Annotated in this window: 18 protein-coding genes; 15 read left to right on the top strand and 3 right to left on the bottom strand. The window is 74.0% G+C overall.

Features of this window, described 5'->3' with window-relative positions; genetic code table 11:
* Window positions 1-20: 20 nt before the first annotated feature.
* From BIV25_RS08730 to BIV25_RS08720, 3 genes are read right to left on the bottom strand one after another with little or no spacing between them, the layout of a single operon-like run.
* Entirely contained in the window at window positions 21-2,135 is a 2,115-nt protein-coding gene (locus BIV25_RS08730; RefSeq protein ID WP_071371614.1) for a hypothetical protein, read from the bottom strand.
* A complete protein-coding gene (locus tag BIV25_RS08725) occupies window positions 2,132-3,211 on the bottom strand; it encodes a hypothetical protein (protein ID WP_071371613.1) in 1,080 nt (359 codons plus the stop codon). Before BIV25_RS08725 ends, BIV25_RS08730 begins: the two co-directional genes overlap by 4 nt.
* A gap of 13 nt (window positions 3,212-3,224) precedes the next feature.
* Window positions 3,225-4,151, bottom strand: coding sequence for a hypothetical protein (locus BIV25_RS08720; protein WP_177235200.1), 927 nt, complete (start codon window positions 4,149-4,151; stop codon window positions 3,225-3,227).
* Between BIV25_RS08720 and BIV25_RS50860 the strand changes: the two genes are divergently transcribed.
* The 15 genes from BIV25_RS50860 (at window position 4,134) to BIV25_RS08650 (ending at window position 15,802) form a co-directional block, all read left to right on the top strand.
* Complete coding sequence (locus tag BIV25_RS50860; protein ID WP_177235199.1) at window positions 4,134-4,316, top strand: hypothetical protein; 183 nt, start codon at window positions 4,134-4,136, stop codon at window positions 4,314-4,316. The two genes, BIV25_RS08720 and BIV25_RS50860, sit on opposite strands and share 18 nt — an antisense overlap.
* A gap of 101 nt (window positions 4,317-4,417) precedes the next feature.
* Window positions 4,418-5,272, top strand: a complete 855-nt coding sequence (locus BIV25_RS08715; protein ID WP_079176513.1) for a CHAT domain-containing protein — start codon at window positions 4,418-4,420, stop codon at window positions 5,270-5,272.
* Complete coding sequence (locus tag BIV25_RS08710) at window positions 5,269-5,454, top strand: hypothetical protein (RefSeq protein WP_071371608.1); 186 nt, start codon at window positions 5,269-5,271, stop codon at window positions 5,452-5,454. Before BIV25_RS08715 ends, BIV25_RS08710 begins: the two co-directional genes overlap by 4 nt.
* Window positions 5,451-5,636: a hypothetical protein gene (locus BIV25_RS08705; protein WP_071371609.1), complete on the top strand. Its 186-nt coding sequence runs from the start codon at window positions 5,451-5,453 to the stop codon at window positions 5,634-5,636. Before BIV25_RS08710 ends, BIV25_RS08705 begins: the two co-directional genes overlap by 4 nt.
* Window positions 5,633-5,818, top strand: coding sequence for a hypothetical protein (locus BIV25_RS08700; RefSeq protein WP_071371608.1), 186 nt, complete (start codon window positions 5,633-5,635; stop codon window positions 5,816-5,818). The genes BIV25_RS08705 and BIV25_RS08700 overlap by 4 nt, the downstream gene beginning before the upstream one ends.
* On the top strand, window positions 5,815-6,456 hold the full coding sequence (locus tag BIV25_RS08695) for a hypothetical protein (protein ID WP_071371607.1): 642 nt from the start codon (window positions 5,815-5,817) through the stop codon (window positions 6,454-6,456). Before BIV25_RS08700 ends, BIV25_RS08695 begins: the two co-directional genes overlap by 4 nt.
* Window positions 6,457-6,458: 2 nt before the next feature.
* On the top strand, window positions 6,459-7,472 hold the full coding sequence (locus BIV25_RS08690) for a ThiF family adenylyltransferase (RefSeq protein ID WP_071371606.1): 1,014 nt from the start codon (window positions 6,459-6,461) through the stop codon (window positions 7,470-7,472).
* Entirely contained in the window at window positions 7,469-8,968 is a 1,500-nt protein-coding gene (locus tag BIV25_RS08685; protein ID WP_071371605.1) for an effector-associated domain EAD1-containing protein, read from the top strand. Before BIV25_RS08690 ends, BIV25_RS08685 begins: the two co-directional genes overlap by 4 nt.
* A complete protein-coding gene (locus tag BIV25_RS08680; protein ID WP_071371604.1) occupies window positions 8,961-10,052 on the top strand; it encodes a JAB N-terminal domain-containing protein in 1,092 nt (363 codons plus the stop codon). The genes BIV25_RS08685 and BIV25_RS08680 overlap by 8 nt, the downstream gene beginning before the upstream one ends.
* Complete coding sequence (locus BIV25_RS08675) at window positions 10,000-10,869, top strand: hypothetical protein (protein WP_071371603.1); 870 nt, start codon at window positions 10,000-10,002, stop codon at window positions 10,867-10,869. Before BIV25_RS08680 ends, BIV25_RS08675 begins: the two co-directional genes overlap by 53 nt.
* On the top strand, window positions 10,866-12,770 hold the full coding sequence (locus tag BIV25_RS50855) for a 26S protease regulatory subunit (RefSeq protein ID WP_071371602.1): 1,905 nt from the start codon (window positions 10,866-10,868) through the stop codon (window positions 12,768-12,770). The genes BIV25_RS08675 and BIV25_RS50855 overlap by 4 nt, the downstream gene beginning before the upstream one ends.
* 39 nt (window positions 12,771-12,809) lie before the next feature.
* On the top strand, window positions 12,810-14,015 hold the full coding sequence (locus BIV25_RS08665; protein WP_071371601.1) for an AAA family ATPase: 1,206 nt from the start codon (window positions 12,810-12,812) through the stop codon (window positions 14,013-14,015).
* 30 nt (window positions 14,016-14,045) lie between these two features.
* Window positions 14,046-14,840 carry a hypothetical protein gene (locus BIV25_RS08660; RefSeq protein ID WP_071371600.1) on the top strand — a complete coding sequence of 265 codons (795 nt, stop codon included), beginning with the start codon at window positions 14,046-14,048 and terminating at the stop codon, window positions 14,838-14,840.
* A gap of 3 nt (window positions 14,841-14,843) precedes the next feature.
* Window positions 14,844-15,107, top strand: coding sequence for a hypothetical protein (locus BIV25_RS08655; protein WP_071371599.1), 264 nt, complete (start codon window positions 14,844-14,846; stop codon window positions 15,105-15,107).
* Window positions 15,104-15,802 (top strand): hypothetical protein, encoded by a 699-nt coding sequence (locus BIV25_RS08650; RefSeq protein ID WP_071371598.1) that lies wholly within the window; start codon window positions 15,104-15,106, stop codon window positions 15,800-15,802. The genes BIV25_RS08655 and BIV25_RS08650 overlap by 4 nt, the downstream gene beginning before the upstream one ends.
* Window positions 15,803-15,813 lie beyond the last annotated feature (11 nt).

Genomic DNA, 15,813 nt, shown 5'->3' with positions numbered 1-15,813 from the left:
GGGCTGCGGGTCGGGGGAGTTCAGAGCATGGAGTTCAGCACGACGTAGCCGAGCGCGCCGACCAGGATGAGGACGAGCGCGCTCAGGAAGAACAGGCTCACCCCGTCGAGCCCCAGGCGGTCCAGCCCCCGGCGGCTGCCGTCGTCCGGTGACGTCTGCGGTCCGCTCCCGGAGTACGGATCGCCCGGGCCGTGTGCCGGCCGCTGGGCCGGGGCGGGCGTGTCCCAGTGCGGGTGGTCCGGGTCGACCCACTGCGCGGGCCGGCCCGAACCCGCGGAGACCGCATGCCCCCACGCGGTGTGCGGGTGCGGGTACGCGGACCGGGGCCGGTCCGCCGGGGCGGTGGTCGGGGCGTGCGCGGCGGATCCGCCGGTCACCGGCGTGTGCGGCCGGGTGCCGTACGCGGAGGCGGCGGCCGAGCCCGTGACGGGCCCGGCGTAGCCGTGGTCGCGCAGGAACTGTTCCGACAGCTCGTAGCGGATCGGCTGCTGGGCCGCGTCGTCGGCCGCCAGCTCCAGCGCGGCGGCGTAGAGCCCGAGCGGCGCCCGGACTCCCGCGCGTTCGACCAGTTCCCGGGCGGCCGCGCGGTCCACTGCCGGGCCGTGGGCGGCGATGAGCAGCTGGCGGAAGCAGTCGGTCTCCTTGGCGCGGTCGCCGGCGGCGATGCGGTCGACCGGGTCGAGCAGCAGCCCGTGGCCGTACCACAGCCGTGCGGTGTCCGGGCTCTGCCCGGCATCGGCGAGGTGGCGCAGCACGAGATGCGCGGCGTGAGGGAAGTGGTCGGCGTGGCGCGCGACGAAGTCCAGCAGTTCGTCCGCCGGGCTGGCGGCGAACAGGCCGCCGTGGTCCAGCGTGCCGGCGGGCAGGCCGAGGTGCAGGGCCACGACCAGCAGCCGGCGGTGCCCGGCCCGGCTCAGGTCCAGGCCCTCGTCCGGTACGTGCCGCAGGAAGGCGGCGGCCACCGTCGGGGCCGGGGGCTCCGCGTCGGCCGTCGCGTGCACCAGCGCGTCGGGCCCGCCGCCCAGAGCGGCTTCCACGGCCTCGCTCACCAGGAGGTCCCGCAGTGCGCGACGGCGTACCGCGCGCTGTTCCAGGGGGCGCCAGCGGCGCAGTGCCGCGGCCAGCCAGTCCGCCGGCTGCCGTCTCAACTCCCCTTCGAGATCGGCCTGTCCGGACACGAGGGCGCCGCGGGCGGCGGCCTGCTCCAGCAGGGCGTCGTCGAGGAAGACGTCCGGCCCGGGCCGCGGGTCGGCGATCCGGCCGTCCACGACCGGCACCGACCGCCGCCAGGCGGCCGCGTCGGCCGCGTCGGTCAGCGGCCGGTGCGGGCGGATCCGCTCCAGGGCGGGGTGCCCGGCCGCCCGGTACAGCTCGACCAGCTGGGCGGCGAAGCGGGCGGTCTCCGACGCGGGCGGTGGTTCGCCGACGTCGACGCGCAGCCGCTGGTTGATGTACATCGACTGGGGCGGGCGGGCGGCGAGGAACACCACGCGGGGCTGATGGCTGCCCTTGTCGGTGGACTCCCGGCCGGCGAAGGTCCAGGGGCGGCCGGCCACCGGTCCGACGATGTCGTACAGGGCCGTCATCATCGGCAGGGCGAGCTGCGGCCGGGCGATGACGCTGAAGTCCTCCGCCGGGTCGGCGAGCACCCGGGCGACGAGCGTGGTGAGCTGGTCCGCCGGGATCCCGGCGGCCTCCTCGCGCAGCGCGGCCAGCCCCGGCCGCGCGGCCTGTTCGAGCCCGGCCAGGTCGAGCGGGGTCAGCGCGCCGCGGGTGCCGTCCGGCTCGCGGTCCTGCCAGCCCGGCCAGTCGTGCAGCCCCAGCGCGAGGCGTGTGTCGATCGCGCGGGGGTCGCCGACCAGGACATGGGTCAGGGTGGCGCCGCCCCGGCCGTGCGGGTTGCGGGAGGGCAGCTTGCGCAGGACGGCCGCCTCGTCCTCGAACACCAGGTGGACGAGGCTGGCCGCGGCCTCCGGCTGGTCGCCCTGGCCGTCCTGGGTGGCCCACACGTACTGGAGGCGTTTGGCCCAGCGGTCGATGGTGCGCAGCCCGGAGTGCGCGACGGGCCGTACCCCGGCGTTGCCTTCGTGGTCCCGTTCGGCCCAGCCGAAGAGGATCTGGTCGACCGTCGTCATCCGGCAGCTCCCTGGCCGAGGTCGGTGGGGCCGAGCACCCCGCACATCGCGAAGAGGGCGAGCATGGGTTTGAGCGTGCGGCGGGGCGCGAAACTCCCGTGCGGGGAGCGCTGGACGCCGTCCGCCTCGACGGCCTTGTGGCCGGTCGCCGTGGCGAAGTGCAGGGTGGAGCGGGCGCAGCGCACGAACGGCGCGAGCCAGCCGCGGGCGTCCCGGGAGCTGAGGAAGGCGTACGCGTCCTCGCTCTCCTCCTCCACGGTGGCGAGGTGCAGTTCCTCGTCGGGCGAGGCGTTCTGGAACCAGCGGTCGACGAGGTTCTCGTGGTGGCGCAGCAGATCGCACTTGCCGATCACGACGGCGGCCGGCAGCGGCAGGAACTGGGCGCCGTCGACCCCGCGCAGCCGCGCGATCTTGTCGAGGACGACACCGAAGGACGGATCGCCGGTGACACTGCCGCCGGCGGCGGTCAGCCCGCGGATCCGGGTCGGGTCGACCACGAAGACCAGCGCGCTGACCGCGCCGAGGAACGGCACCTCGGCGTCGTGGTCGGCGAGCCACTCACCGGAGACGTCGAAGAAGGCGACGGCGAAACTGCGGCCGGTGTTGCTGTTGTGGATCCACAGCGCGTCGGTGAACTCCGGCGGCTGCGCCGGGGTTCCCGCCAGGCCCAGCCCCTGGTCGAGGAAGGGGCGGACGACGTCCTTCAGATAGCGCTGGTGGAGTTTCAGGTCGAGGCCGCCGACGACCAGCCCGAGCCGGGCCATCCGGTCGACGTCGGAGAGCGTGCCGAGCATGGCGGCGAGCAGATGGCTCTTGCCCGCGGCGGACTCGCCGACCACCCCGATGACCAGGGGCTCGCCGAAGTCGCCGTAGCGGCCGGGCAGGACATGCGGTTCGCCGCCGCCACCGGCGCACAGCCGGTAGGCGTCGAGGCGGCGGTGGTTCCAGCGCACGTCGTCCTCGCCGGGCAGCCGGACGAGGGGTTCGGGCCGGCCGTCGGCGTCGAGGGTGACGGTCTCGGCCTGCGCCCAGTCGACGGTGCTCAGGCAGATGGGGCACCTCACGTGGTCTGTCACGTCACTCCTCCTGTCAGGCCACCGCGACCACGGCGGCGACCACGGCGATCAGGGCGACGGCCAGGACGGCGTACACGACGACGGTCTGCCACCGGCCCGGGCGCGGGTCCGGGAGCCAGGCGGTCCGGCCGGCGGGCCCCGGGGCACCGGCGGGGGCGTACGGCGGTCTGCGCGACGCCTGCTCGAAGGCGTACTGCCGGGCGCGCAGGTCCCGGAAGTGCTGCCGGGCCTCCTGCTCCCGCTCGGCCGTCCCGGGCACGCGGCGCGCGCCCGGCCCCTGTGCGGTGCCGCGGCCGGTCCGGGTGTCGCGGCGCAGGTGGAGGGTGTACCCGGTGACGCGGTGACGGGCCTCGTCGGTGAAGACCCCGTCCAGCAGGGTGCGCAGGCCGGGGTCGAGCCAGCGCACCCGGTCGCGCATCTCCGCCGCGGTGGTGACCTCCTCGCCGGTGGTGAGGTGGAAGAGGACGGCACCGGCGGCGTACACGTCGTCGCGGCAGTCGGCGCGGCCCCGGCCGGCCGCCTGTTCCGGGGAGCGCCACGGGTCGGTGCCGGCCGGACCGCCGCGCGGATCGCCCTCGTCCAGGGCGAGACCGAAGTCGGCGAGCTGCACGGTGGTGCCGTCCCACCACAGGGTGGCGGGCCGGATGTCCCGGTGCACCAGGCGCAGGTCGTTCAGGTGCCGCAGCACCGTGAGGACGCCGTCCGCGACGGCCGACAGCTCGCCCGGCGGCAGCGGCAGCCGGTCGGCGAGTTCGGCGAGGGGACGGCCGCGCCGGGTGGCGACCAGGAAGGGGGCCCGGTCGTCCGGCCGGTAGCCGATGACCCGGCCCAGTTCGGGCGGGTAGCGGGTGACACCGAGCCGGCGGACCAGCACGTCGGCGGTGCGCACGGTGCGCTCCAGTTCCCGGCGGGCCCCGTCGGTGTGCGCGATGCGCTGCACGACGTGCTCGCCGCCGCCGTGCACCAGTACGCCGTGACGCTCCCGGAATCCGCCGCGGGAACTCTCTCCCTGTTGGTCAAAATCGATCTCGAAGATCGATTTTCCGGCTTCGCGGCCACCACAGGTGATCATTTCCAGACGCTCGATCAAACCCGCCCCCGATAAGTGTGCTGCGGAATCCGAAACTACACCCGCCGGGCGCCACTGCGCGTACTCTTCTCCCCAAGGGCCTGTGCAGCAACGGTAGTTGTCTCGGGGGACGACGGATGGCCAGTCCGACATGGAAACAACTGCGCGACGCCGGCGCATTCGAAACACTGGGCGAATTATTTCCGGACGTCCTGAGCGGTCACGCATTCCTTGAGGACCTGGGAATAAGCCCTGCCCTGCTGCCGCCATTCGGCGGGCCGCTGCCCGCCGCCTCCTGGTGGCGCACGGTGTGCCGGACCGTCGACCAGGGCCGCTTCGCGGGCATCACCCTGGGCGACCTCGTCACCGCGGCGGCCGCCCGATTCCCTGGACACGAGGGCCTCGCCGCCCTCGCCGGGCAGGGCGCGCCGGCCGGCCTGCGGGTGCTGTGCCTGATGGCCGCGCCGCTGGACGAGGCCCGACTGCGCCTCGGCGCCGAGCAGCGCGTCGTCCAGGACGCGGCGGCCCGCTCCGCCGGCCGGCTGACGGTGACCGTCCACCCGGCCGTCCGGGTCGCCGACCTCCTTCCCGGGCTCCGCACGGCACGGCCGCACCTCGTGCACTTCGCCGGACACGGCACCGACGACGGACGGCTGCTCCTGGAGGACGACACGGGCACCTCCGCACCGGTCCCGGTGCGCGCCCTGGCCGCCGCGCTCGCCCTGGCCGCGCCGCTCGTCTGCGTGGTCCTCAACTCCTGCTGGTCAGGGGCGTACGCGGACGGCCTGCTCGACTGCGCCGACACCGTCGTGGGCACCCGCGGCACGCTCGACGACGCCGCCGCGCTCGTCTTCGCCGAGGGCTTCTACGGCGCGCTCGCCCACTGCACCGCCGTCGACCGGGCCTGCGACGCCGCCCGCGCGGCCCTCGCTCTTGCCGGTCACGCGCCGGACGAGGTGCGCCAGTGCTCCCGAGGGAGTCGTGCCGCGTGACGATATCCGAGACACCTGCCGGGGCGTCCGCCGTGTTCGTCTTCGCCGAGGGTTTGTACGGTGCGTCGGCTCACTGCACCGTCGTCGGCCGGGCCTGCGATGCCGCCCACGTGGCCCTCGTCCTTGCCGGTCATGCGCCGGACGAGGTGCGCCAGTGCTCCCGAGGGAGTCGTGCCGCGTGACGATATCCGAGACACCTGCCGGGGCCTCCGCCGTGTTCGTCTTCGCCGAGGGCTTCTACGGCGCGCTCGCCTACTGCACCGTCGTCGACCGGGCCTGCGACGCCGCCCGCGTGGCCGTCGCTCTTGCCGGTCATGCGCCGGACGAGGTGCGCCAGTGCTCCCGAGGGAGTCGTGCCGCGTGACGATATCCGAGACACCTGCCGGGGCGTCCGCCGTGTTCGTCTTCGCCGAGGGTTTGTACGGTGCGTCGGCTCACTGCACCGTCGTCGGCCGGGCCTGCGATGCCGCCCACGTGGCCCTCGTCCTTGCCGGTCATGCGCCGGACGAGGTGCGCCAGTGCTCCCGAGGGAGTCGTGCCGCGTGACGACATCCGAGACGCCCGCCGGGGCCTCCGCGCCGGCCGACGTCGCCAGCGCCTTCGAGCGTGGGCTCCAGCGCGGCGACAACCCGCAGGTGGCCGGCGCAGACGGCCCGGCCTCCACCACCCTGGACTCCCGCTGGCTCGGCACCTGGCGGCGGCCCGGCTCCGCGCGCCGCGCCCCCTGCCGGGTGTGCGGGCACACCTTCCGGCTCGACGACACCGTGTACCTGCGCCACGCCGAGGACGGCAGACTCGCCGACGTCACCCACCACCTGCGCAACCTGCCGTGCAGCGGCGAGGCCCCGGGTGCCTCCGGACCGCCCGACCCGGGTGCGCAGGCCGCGTTCTTCCACGGCGTCGACGACACCGACCCCCGCCCGGACACCCTGCACACCGTCCGGCTGATGCCCGACGACCCGGTGCTCGGCCGCCCCGGCCGGCGCAACGCCTGCTTCGTGTGCACCCACACCTTCCGGCTGTTCGAGACCGTCGTCGTCTGCCCCTGCTCGCCCGAGGCGCCCGGCTGCCGCAAGGCCGTCCACCAGGACCCGGCGCGCGGCCTCGGCTGCTTCGAGCAGTGGCGCAGCGAACTGACCGTCAAACAGTGCCCGATGAACTTCCGCACACTGAGGCGGGAGTAGCCATGGGACGCTTCGACCGCCACGCCCTGATCGCCGGCTGGGACCAGCGACGGCTCGCCGCGTCCACCGTCGTCCTGTGCGGAGCGGGCGCGCTCGGCAGCCAGTGCGCGCAGGCCCTCGCCCTCGCCGGCGTCGGCCGGCTGGTGCTGTGCGACCCGGACACCGTCTCGGAGTCGAACCTCAGCCGCGCCCCGCTGTTCCGCGCCGCCGACATCGGCGCGCCCAAGGCTGCCGCCGCGGCCCGGCACCTCGCCGAGCTGTCCCCGGTGACCCGCGTCGACGCCCGCATCGCCCCCCTGGTCAGCGGGGTGGGCCTCGCGGAACTGCGGGACGCCTCCCTGGTCGTCAGCTGCCTGGACAGCCTCGCGGCCCGGCTCCAACTCGCGGGCCGCTGCCTGCAGATGGGCGCGGCCCTGCTGGACGGCGGCACCAGCGCCTGGGGCGGCGAGATACGGCTGTACGAGGCGGACGGCCCCTGCTTCGGCTGCGGTCTGACCGCCCGCGACCGCGCCGCCCAGGACGACCCCTGGGCCTGCACGGACGCCGTCGTCCCCGAGGCCGGCGCCTCCGCGCCCGTCTCCGCGCTCATCGGCTCCTGGCTGGCGGTCACCGCGGTACGGCTGCTGTGCGGCGCAGGCCCCGCACCCGGCGTGGTCCGGGTCGACGCCGCCGGCGGTACGGCGACCCCGGTCACCCCGCGCCGCGACCCCGGCTGCCCGCTGCACAGCCGTATCCCCGCCGACCTCGTGTCCGCCGTCCCGTACACGGCACAGTCCACCGCGGCCGACCTGACCGGCCGCCTCGCTCCCGAGGAGACCGTGATGACCTGGGCGCCGCTGCCCGGTACCGCGCCCACGCGCGCATCCACCCGGCTCGCGGACGCGCCTCCGCGCGCCCGGCTCGCTGATCTCGGCGTGGCACCACGCGAGATCCTGCCGGTCGTCACGACCGGCCGCACCCGCGGAATCCGCTACCTGGAACTCTCCGGGGCCGGCGGGAAAGGAACGCCCCGATGAGCTACGACACGGGCAAGCTGCCGGGCGAGATCAAACGCGTCCTGGTCGATACGCTGGCCGACATCTACCGCACCCAGAGCCAGGCCGAGGAACTGCTGGAGGACATGGACTTCCCGCCGCTCACCCGGCCCCGCTGGGACGCGGCCCAGGAGGTCGCCGCCTACTGGCGGCAGGTGGTGCGCGCCCTGGAGCTGGGCGCCCTCCAGCGCGACGGCGTACGGCAACTGGTCGACGCGGTGCTGCGGCGCTGGCCCGGCAACCAGGACCTGGCCAAGATCCGGGGCTTCCTCGAATCGCAGGAGCAGGAGCGCGAGGGCGCCGGCGGCAACGCCGAGACCCTGTACCGCACGGTGGAGTTCGTGGGCAGCGAGGCCTACCCCGAACTGCTCAGACTCGTGCGCGATCTGCTCGACGCCGACGCCGTCCAGCTCTACGCCGGACACCGGCAGGCCGCCTTCCGCATCGCCGCGCCGCCCGCCGACCGGCTGGAGGAGCTGCGCGAGCGGGCCGCGCGCATCGCCCCCGGCGTCGAAGTGCTCTACGGCGAGTACGACTTCCGGCCCACCCTCTACACACGCCTGGAGGTCATGGGCCCCGACGGCCAGCAGTTCGAGATCCCGTACGTGCCCAACACGACCCTGCCGGGCGAACTCGTCCCCGCCGTCTGGGCGCAGTACCGGCCCGAGGTGGCCCAGGACGCCAACGGCCATCTGCTGCGCGCCGTCGTCGACTACCGCGACGACAACGGCGAGGCCCACCGGCTCGACCCCGAGGAACCCCTGCACAACCAAGGGGTCAGGGACGGCGGCCAGTTGCAGATGTCCGCCGAGTCCACCGCCGGCGTCGACACCTGGCTGCGGCTGGAGGCCCTCGCGCGGGCCCGCGACGACATCGTCGACTTCGCCGCCGAACACCCGGAGTTCACGCTCGTCGAGATGGACGACGACCGGCTGCCGCTGGAGTACACGGTGGAGCTGCACGTCCCCGGCTTCGCGCCGCCCGAGGACCTGGAGGCCTGGCCCCTGGACCCGCAGCGCATCGACCGGCACGAGCTGATCGTCTGGATGCCCGCCGAGTTCCCCATCCAGGCACCCCGCGTGCGCTGGCAGTCGGACGTCTTCCACCCGAACATCGCCCGCGACAAGGACCACAAGGGCGGCGTGTGCCTCGGCCCGCTGATGACCGACTACACCCCCGACCTCAGCATGTACTCCCTGTGCCAGATGCTCATCGACATGGTGCGGTACCGCAACTACGAGATCCTGCCGCACGACTACCGTATGGCCCGGGACTACGACAGCCTGGTGCAGGACATCCTCCAGCGCGGCGAGTACCTCGACGCGGACGCCGCCGCCTGGGCGTTCTCCTGGGAGGGCCAGGAGCGCATCAAGGAGATCGGCGGCACCACCTGGCTGACCCGGGCCGGACTGACCGAGCGGGCCGACCGCTCCCGATTCCTTCAGGTCGAGCGCGTGGAAGCGAGCCCGGATGACTGACGAAGCCCGCGCCGGCACCGCCATGGTGCTGCTCTACAAGGGCACCTCCTTCGAACTGGTCGGCAAGATGACCCTCTCCTCCCTGCTGGTCGAGGCGGTGCGCAGGGAACTGGCCGGCGGCGACCCGGACGAGCAACTGGTCCTGGAGATCCGCTATCTGCGCCGCCCCGACCCCCGGCTCGCGGACGGCCCGCGCACGATCCACAACCTCCGCAGCCAGATCGGCAGGCTCGCGCTGACCGTCACCCGCGGCTCGGAGAAGGTGGTGGACGGCGAGTTCCCGGTGCGCGAACTGCTCGGCCCGGTCCTCCAGCACGTGGTCCAGCAGGTCGATCCCGACGAGGAGGTGTGGGGCTTCTGCCTCGACCACCCCTCCCTCAGCGGAGTCGCGCTCGGCCGCTCCACCCCCGAGGTCGAGGGCACCATGGACCTCAACCTGCGCGAGAGCAGGCGTAGTTTCACCGTGCGCAAGGTGGCCGAGCCGCCGATGCCCGGCCTGGACCCGGACCAGCTCGGCATCGACGCGGCCGGACTCGGCCCGGTGACGGTCCTGCTCTCCGCCGACCTGCACGGTCATCTGCACGAGATGAAGCTCTCCCGCCGGCTGGAGGAGGGCGGCTTCCTGCTCGGCAAGGTCCTCAGGGTCCTGCGCCCCGACCGGCCGCCGGCGGCGGGCGGCGACGGCGAGGCACAGCCGGACCGCTATCTCGTGGAGATCACCGAGGTCACCCCCGCCGAGCACTCCGGCGCCGGAGCGCTGCACTTCACCTTCACCGGCGACTCCTTCCGCGACATGAACCAGCGCATCACCGCCTCCGGGCCGGACCGGCAGCTGATGGGCTGGTACCACACCCATCTCTTCTCCGGGAACGACTCGGGGCTCTCCAGCATCGACGTCGATCTGCACCTCGGCACCTTCCGGCAGCCCTGGCAGGTGGCCGGACTGATCAACCTCTCCGGCGACGAGCGGCTGCTGCGGTTCTACGCCCGCTCCGGCGACTCGGTACGCGAATGCGAACAGTGGGTGAAAGATGACCGCGGTCGATACCGCCGTGCGCGTGCTGCTGTGGTCGACGACGACTGACGGCACGGCGGCGGCCCCGTCCCCGCCCGAAGGCGAACTGACGGATCCGCAGGACCTTGCCGTGCCGCCGCCCGACGTCGGCGCGGCCGTCGTCGGGCTGGCCGTGCGGACCGCGGCCCGGCTGCGGCTGGACGCGCTGGCGTCGGGGGAGCGGCGCCCGGTCGGCGTGGGCGCGCTGCTGCTCGCCGCCGCCGTCGGCGGCCGGGACCGGGCCGGCCTCGCGGCCGAGACGGTACGGGCGGTGCCGCCCGCCCGCTCGCTGTGGGACGTACTCGCCCACCACGCCGTCGTCGCGCCCGCCCTGCCGCACGTCACCGACCCGGCGCTGGCCGGCCGGCTGCGCGCCGCCTCGCCGCTCACCGGGCTCCTCGACCGGCCGGACCCGGTCGGCGAGAGCGACGCCGAACTCCTCCTGGAGGACCGACTGCTGACGCACCCTCAGGGACGACGGCTGATCACCACCGTCTACTGCGAGGCCCCGGCCTCCCCGGCCCAGGCCCTGTGGCGCGGCCGGCTGCTCGACCAACTCCGCATGAACGAAAGAGAGTTGGTGATCGACGTGTACGAGGCGGCACTGCTGCGCCACACGGCGGCCCACCTGGCACTGATCCGCCGGGCGCGCATCGGCCTGGCCGCGCCGCCCGACCTGGACGCGGCCCGCCCCGTCGCCCGCTGGTGGGCCGCGCTGGCCCGGCTGGAGCGCTCGCACCGGCACCTGCTGCGCGCCCGCTCCGGCATCGGCAAGGAGTACCTGGCGGGCGTACGCCTGTACCGGCAGGTGGAACGGCTGGAAGCAAGGGGGGGAAGTCCCGCATGACCACGAGCGTGCGCCGTATCTCCGTCGTCGCGCCGGACGAGCCGGCCCGGGCCGCCCTGCGCCGGCAGCCGCCCCATGTCACCGTCGAACAGGCGCTGGCCTCCGGGCCGTACATGCTGCTCCTGCCGCTCCCGCCGGGCTGGGACCTGCTGGCCTGGGAGACCGTCTCGGCCGAACTGCTCCTCCAGGCCGACCTCTCGCCCGGCACCCCGCTCTATCCGCCGACGTACGCCGCGGCCCGGCCGGACCTCACCAAGACCCCGGCCGCCCGGCACGAGGACCCGCCGCCGCGCGAGCAGGCCCCGCCCGAGGAGCCCGCCTTCCGGCACCCGCAGCCCGCCGAACTCCACGAGGACGAGGCCACCGTCCTCGCCTACGGCCGGGACATCGCCCAGGTCTCCTCGCTGCTGCGGGCCGGGCTGTCCGTGCTGGTCGTGGCCGAGAAGCCGGTGGTGCCGCACCTGTGGCGGGAGATGGCGACCCGGGCCGGACTGCGCGCCGAGGTCCTGGAGGAGCCCCCGGACGGCGACGACGCCGAGGCCGAGGACCAGCCGCCGGGCGGGGAGCCGCTCATCCCGGTGCAGCAGAACCCGCGCCAGCGCCTCCTGGGCCGGCTGCGCGAGCTGGTGCGCGCCCTCAACGACGACACCGTGCTCGTCGTCCAGCACCTCGACCTGCTCGCGGGCGGCTCCGACGGACAGCTCTCGCCGGAGGCCCGCGAGGTGACCGAGCTGCTGCACGGGGCGCCCGAGCGCGTGATGCTCGCCTTCGCCGCGCCCTCGCTGTCGGTGCCCGAGGTGCTGGGCGAGCGGTTCAGCACCCGCGTCACCATCACCGGCGTCCCGCGCACCGTCCGGTTCCGCGACGACCGGGAGGAACAGCCGCTGGGCCGGGCCCTGGTGACGGTCGGCGAGTCCGCGCGCTTCGAGCGCTACGACCCCGTCGAGTTCTACAAACACGTCGCCGGCATGAACCCGGTGCTGCTCCGCCAGGCCATGCGCTATGCGATGAGCGTCCACCGGGACCACCCGGCCCCCGTCGCCCGCGACCTGTACGCCACGATCCGGGCGTTCAAGGCCCAGATGTCCAGCAACTTCGAGGTGCCGGACGTCGGTTTCGACGACATCGCCGGCTACGACGAGGTCAAGGCCCACATCCAGCGCGCCATCGACATCGTGATGGGCCACCACCGGCTGCCGCTGGAGTTCGACCACCTGCGCACCAAGCTGATCCCGCGCGGCTTCATCTTCCACGGCCCGCCCGGCACCGGAAAGACCCTGTTCGCCAAGGCGATCGCCAACCGCATGAACGCCACCATCCTCGTCGTCTCCGGCCCCGAGGTCATGGGCACCTACGTCGGCGAGAGCGAGCGCAACGTCCGGGAGATCTTCGCCGAGGCGCGGCGCAACGCCCCCTCGGTCGTGGTCTTCGACGAGTTCGACTCCATCGCCTCACGCCGCTCGGAGCACTCCGACGGCGGCACCCGGGCCGGCAACGCCGTCGTCGCCCAGATCCTCACCGAGATGGACGGCTTCCGGCCCGAGGTGCCCACCCTGGTGATCGGCACCACCAACCGGCTGAACCTCATCGACGAGGCGCTGCTGCGGCCCAGCCGCTTCGAGTCCATCGCCATCGACCTGCCCAACGACGAGGCCCGGCTGAAGATGATCAGCCTGCACGCGGCCAAGTTCGGCATCGACGTCGGCGGCGGCGTCGACGAACTGATCGCGTCCGCGCTGCGCGGCCGCAACGGCGACGACATCCACTCGGTCTTCCGGGACGCCTTCGTCGCCGCCCACTTCCAGGACCCCCCGGTGCCGCCCACCCCCGAGCAACTGGGCCAGATCGTCGGCCGGTTGCAGCGCAAACGGCGCGAGCAGCGCCGCTCGGGCAGGCGCTGACACCGTGGCGGACACGAGCGACACGAGGCAGGAGGCGCGGTGAGCTGGGGCCAGGACACCGTCGACACCATCAGAGACCTGGAGTACGTACGGCGACGGCTCGGCGACGAGTTCGTCGGCCGTGAGCGGGCCGTACGGCTGCTGCAGCTCGCCGTGGTCTGTCGGGAACACGCACTGCTGCTCGGCCCCACCGGCACCGCCAAGAGCGAGCTGATCTCCGCCCTCGCCCGGCACGTCGAGGCCCGCCAATTCAGCTATCTGCTCACCCGGTTCACGGAGCCGTCGGAGATCTTCGGCGCGCTGGACTTCGAGCGGTTCCGCGAGGGCACCTACCAGGTGCGCACCGAGGGCATGCTGCCGACGGCCGAACTCGTCTTCCTGGACGAGGTGTTCCAGGGCAGCAGCGCCATCCTCAACACCCTGCTGACCCTCCTCAACGAGCGCCGCTACCACAACGGCGCCACGGCCCAGAGCGCCCCGCTGATCAGCCTGCTCGGCGCCACCAACGACATACCGGACGACCCGGGCCTGACCGCCTTCTCCGACCGTTTCCTGCTCCGCCTCCAGGTGGAACCGGTCGGCGGCACCGACCTGGAACGGCTGCTCCAGGTGGGCTGGGGCCACGAGACCCGCCGCTTCACCGACGCCGTGCTCACGGCCGAAGAGGCGCGGCGCGGCGGCGGCCCCGTCGCGGCCGGCGCCGACAGCGGCTCGGGCACGGTCACCGTCGAACGGCTGGGCCGGCTCACCCTCCGGCTGCGCGACGTCGACCTCGACCCCGTCCTCGGCGAACACCGTGAACTGGTACGGCAGTTGCTGATCCAGGGCGTACGGCTCTCGGACCGCCGGCTGGTGCGCAGCCTGAAGCTGGTCGCCGCGGCCGCGCTGCTGCGCGAGTCACGCACCGCCGAGCCGGTCGACCTGTGGCCGCTGGCCCACATCTGGACCGACCCGGCCGACCGCACCACCGTCGAGGAGGCCGTCCAGGCCGTCGTCGAGAAGCACGGCGGGGAGCCGGCCCGGCGCCGCCGCTCCGACCACGAGATCCTGCTCGACGCCCGCGAGATCGGCGCCCCGCTCAGAGGCGAACGACAGCCCAGCGAGTGGAGCGTCGTCGAGGGACTGCACAAACTCGCCGACCTGGCACGGGAGTTGCGAGAACATCCGCCGGTGAACACCGGGACCGAGGCAGAGCTGTCTCGTATCATCGCCGAAGTGAACGCCCTGCTCGACCAGTTCGAGTGAGGGCGGGAACACACAAGGGGGTACCCCACCATGTGCAATCCCCGACGCGTCCGCGTCCGGGCCTCCAGCCGGCTCACCCGCATGTGGCAGGAGGAGATCAGCCGCACGGCCAGCGCCAGCACCGAGGTCGCCGCGGAAGCCACCCTGCGCCAGGAGTTCGGGACCCTGCTCGGTGTCCCGGCCCGCAAGGCCTTCGAGTCCGCGCTGGGCGCCGACACCCGCTGGACCTGGCAGGACGACGCCTACCGGCTCGACACGGACCACGGCGTCATCGTCTACCACCTCGCCACCGGCGAGATCGAGATGACCGCCCGGCTCACCGACGTCGTCACCGCCGAGGCCGAGGTGACCCGCACCCTGCGGGGCACGGTGGAGGTGAACGCCATCGCCGAGGAGAGCGCCCGGTACTACGACGACAGCTGGGCCGGACTGAGCAGGTCGGTCGCCGAGCGCACCGCGCGGCTGCAGGCCCAGGAACGCGCCGACCGCGAGGCGGCCGAGCAGATCGCGCGCGAGGAGGAACAGCAGCGCCTCGCCGGGCAGCGCGAACTCGCGGACCAGCGCGACGACATCGACGCCGAGGCCCGCGCCCAGGCCGAACGCCGGGCCGCGGCCGACGCGGGCCGGCGCCGCGAGGAACTCGAACGCGACGCCGCGGCCCGGCTGCGCGACGCCCGCACCGGCCTGCTGCGCCCCGTGCACGAGGTCCTGGCCGTGGCCTACCGCGACGCCATCGTGACGTACGCCCGCGAACACGGCGTGCAGGACCTGCGGGTCGACGAGACGGACGGGATGCTCAACATCCAGTTCGAGATGGAGGCCTGAGCGATGCGGGTCAGGGTCGAGTTCCGGTACAACGCCGAGACCGGCGAGGTCGAGCTGTTCCGGGTGGACGACATCGGCCGCGCCACCCGGGTCGGCGACCACGACGCCACCCACGACGAGATCGCCCACGGCCTCGGCCGGGTGCTGGACCGCAGGCCCGGCGTCGAGGAGGTCGTACCCGGCCGGGAGCCCGTACCCGAGCCGCCACGGCCGCACGAGCGGGACGAACCGGGCGAGACGCCCCCCGAGCGGGAACGCCTCCGGTGAGGACGCGACCGCCCGACCTGCTGGTGCGCGCCGCCCACTGCTACGAGCAGACCGGCGACTACGCCCAGGCCGCCCGCTGCCACGACGAGGCCGGCCACCCGCTGAAGGCGGCCGAACTGTGGGAACAGGCCGGCGACCTGACGCGTGCCGCCGACTGCTGGCAGCGCGCCCGCCGGCCGGGCCGGGCCGCCGAGTGCCTGCTGTCCGCACACCGCTACGAGGAAGCCGCCGCGTGCTTCGAGTCGGGCGGCGACCTGCTGCGCGCCGGCTTCACCCTGGTCACCCGTACCCGGTCCTTCGCCACCGCCGAGCAGCTGTTCGCCACCGCACGGGCACAGACCCCGGGCGAGCAGCTGCGGCGCCGGATCGGCCGGCAGCTGGCCGTCACCCTGGCCTACGGCGACCGCGGACCCCTGCTGCACACCCTGGCGGACGTGCCGGAACGCATCGGCTCGCTCGCCCCGGCCCGGGAGCGGGCCGACGTCGAGCGGTGGGCGGTCGTCGCGGCCGGCCTGATCCACCGCCCGGACCTCGGCGCCCATGTCCTCGCCGCCTCCTACCGGGCCGGAGTCGCCGGCTGCGCCGAGCGCTGGCAGCACTGGGCCGCGGAACACCTGGGCGACACCACCGGCGTACCCACCGCACCCGCCGTACCGCCGGACCCGGTGTCGGACCCGGACCCGGTCCCGGCCTAGCCGGGCGCGCG

The organism is Streptomyces sp. MUSC 14, from assembly GCF_001866675.1.
In the GTDB taxonomy this organism is placed as follows: domain Bacteria; phylum Actinomycetota; class Actinomycetes; order Streptomycetales; family Streptomycetaceae; genus Streptomyces.
The sequence above is the reverse complement of the archived record's forward strand: the minus strand, read 5'-3'. Positions and strand labels throughout refer to the sequence as shown.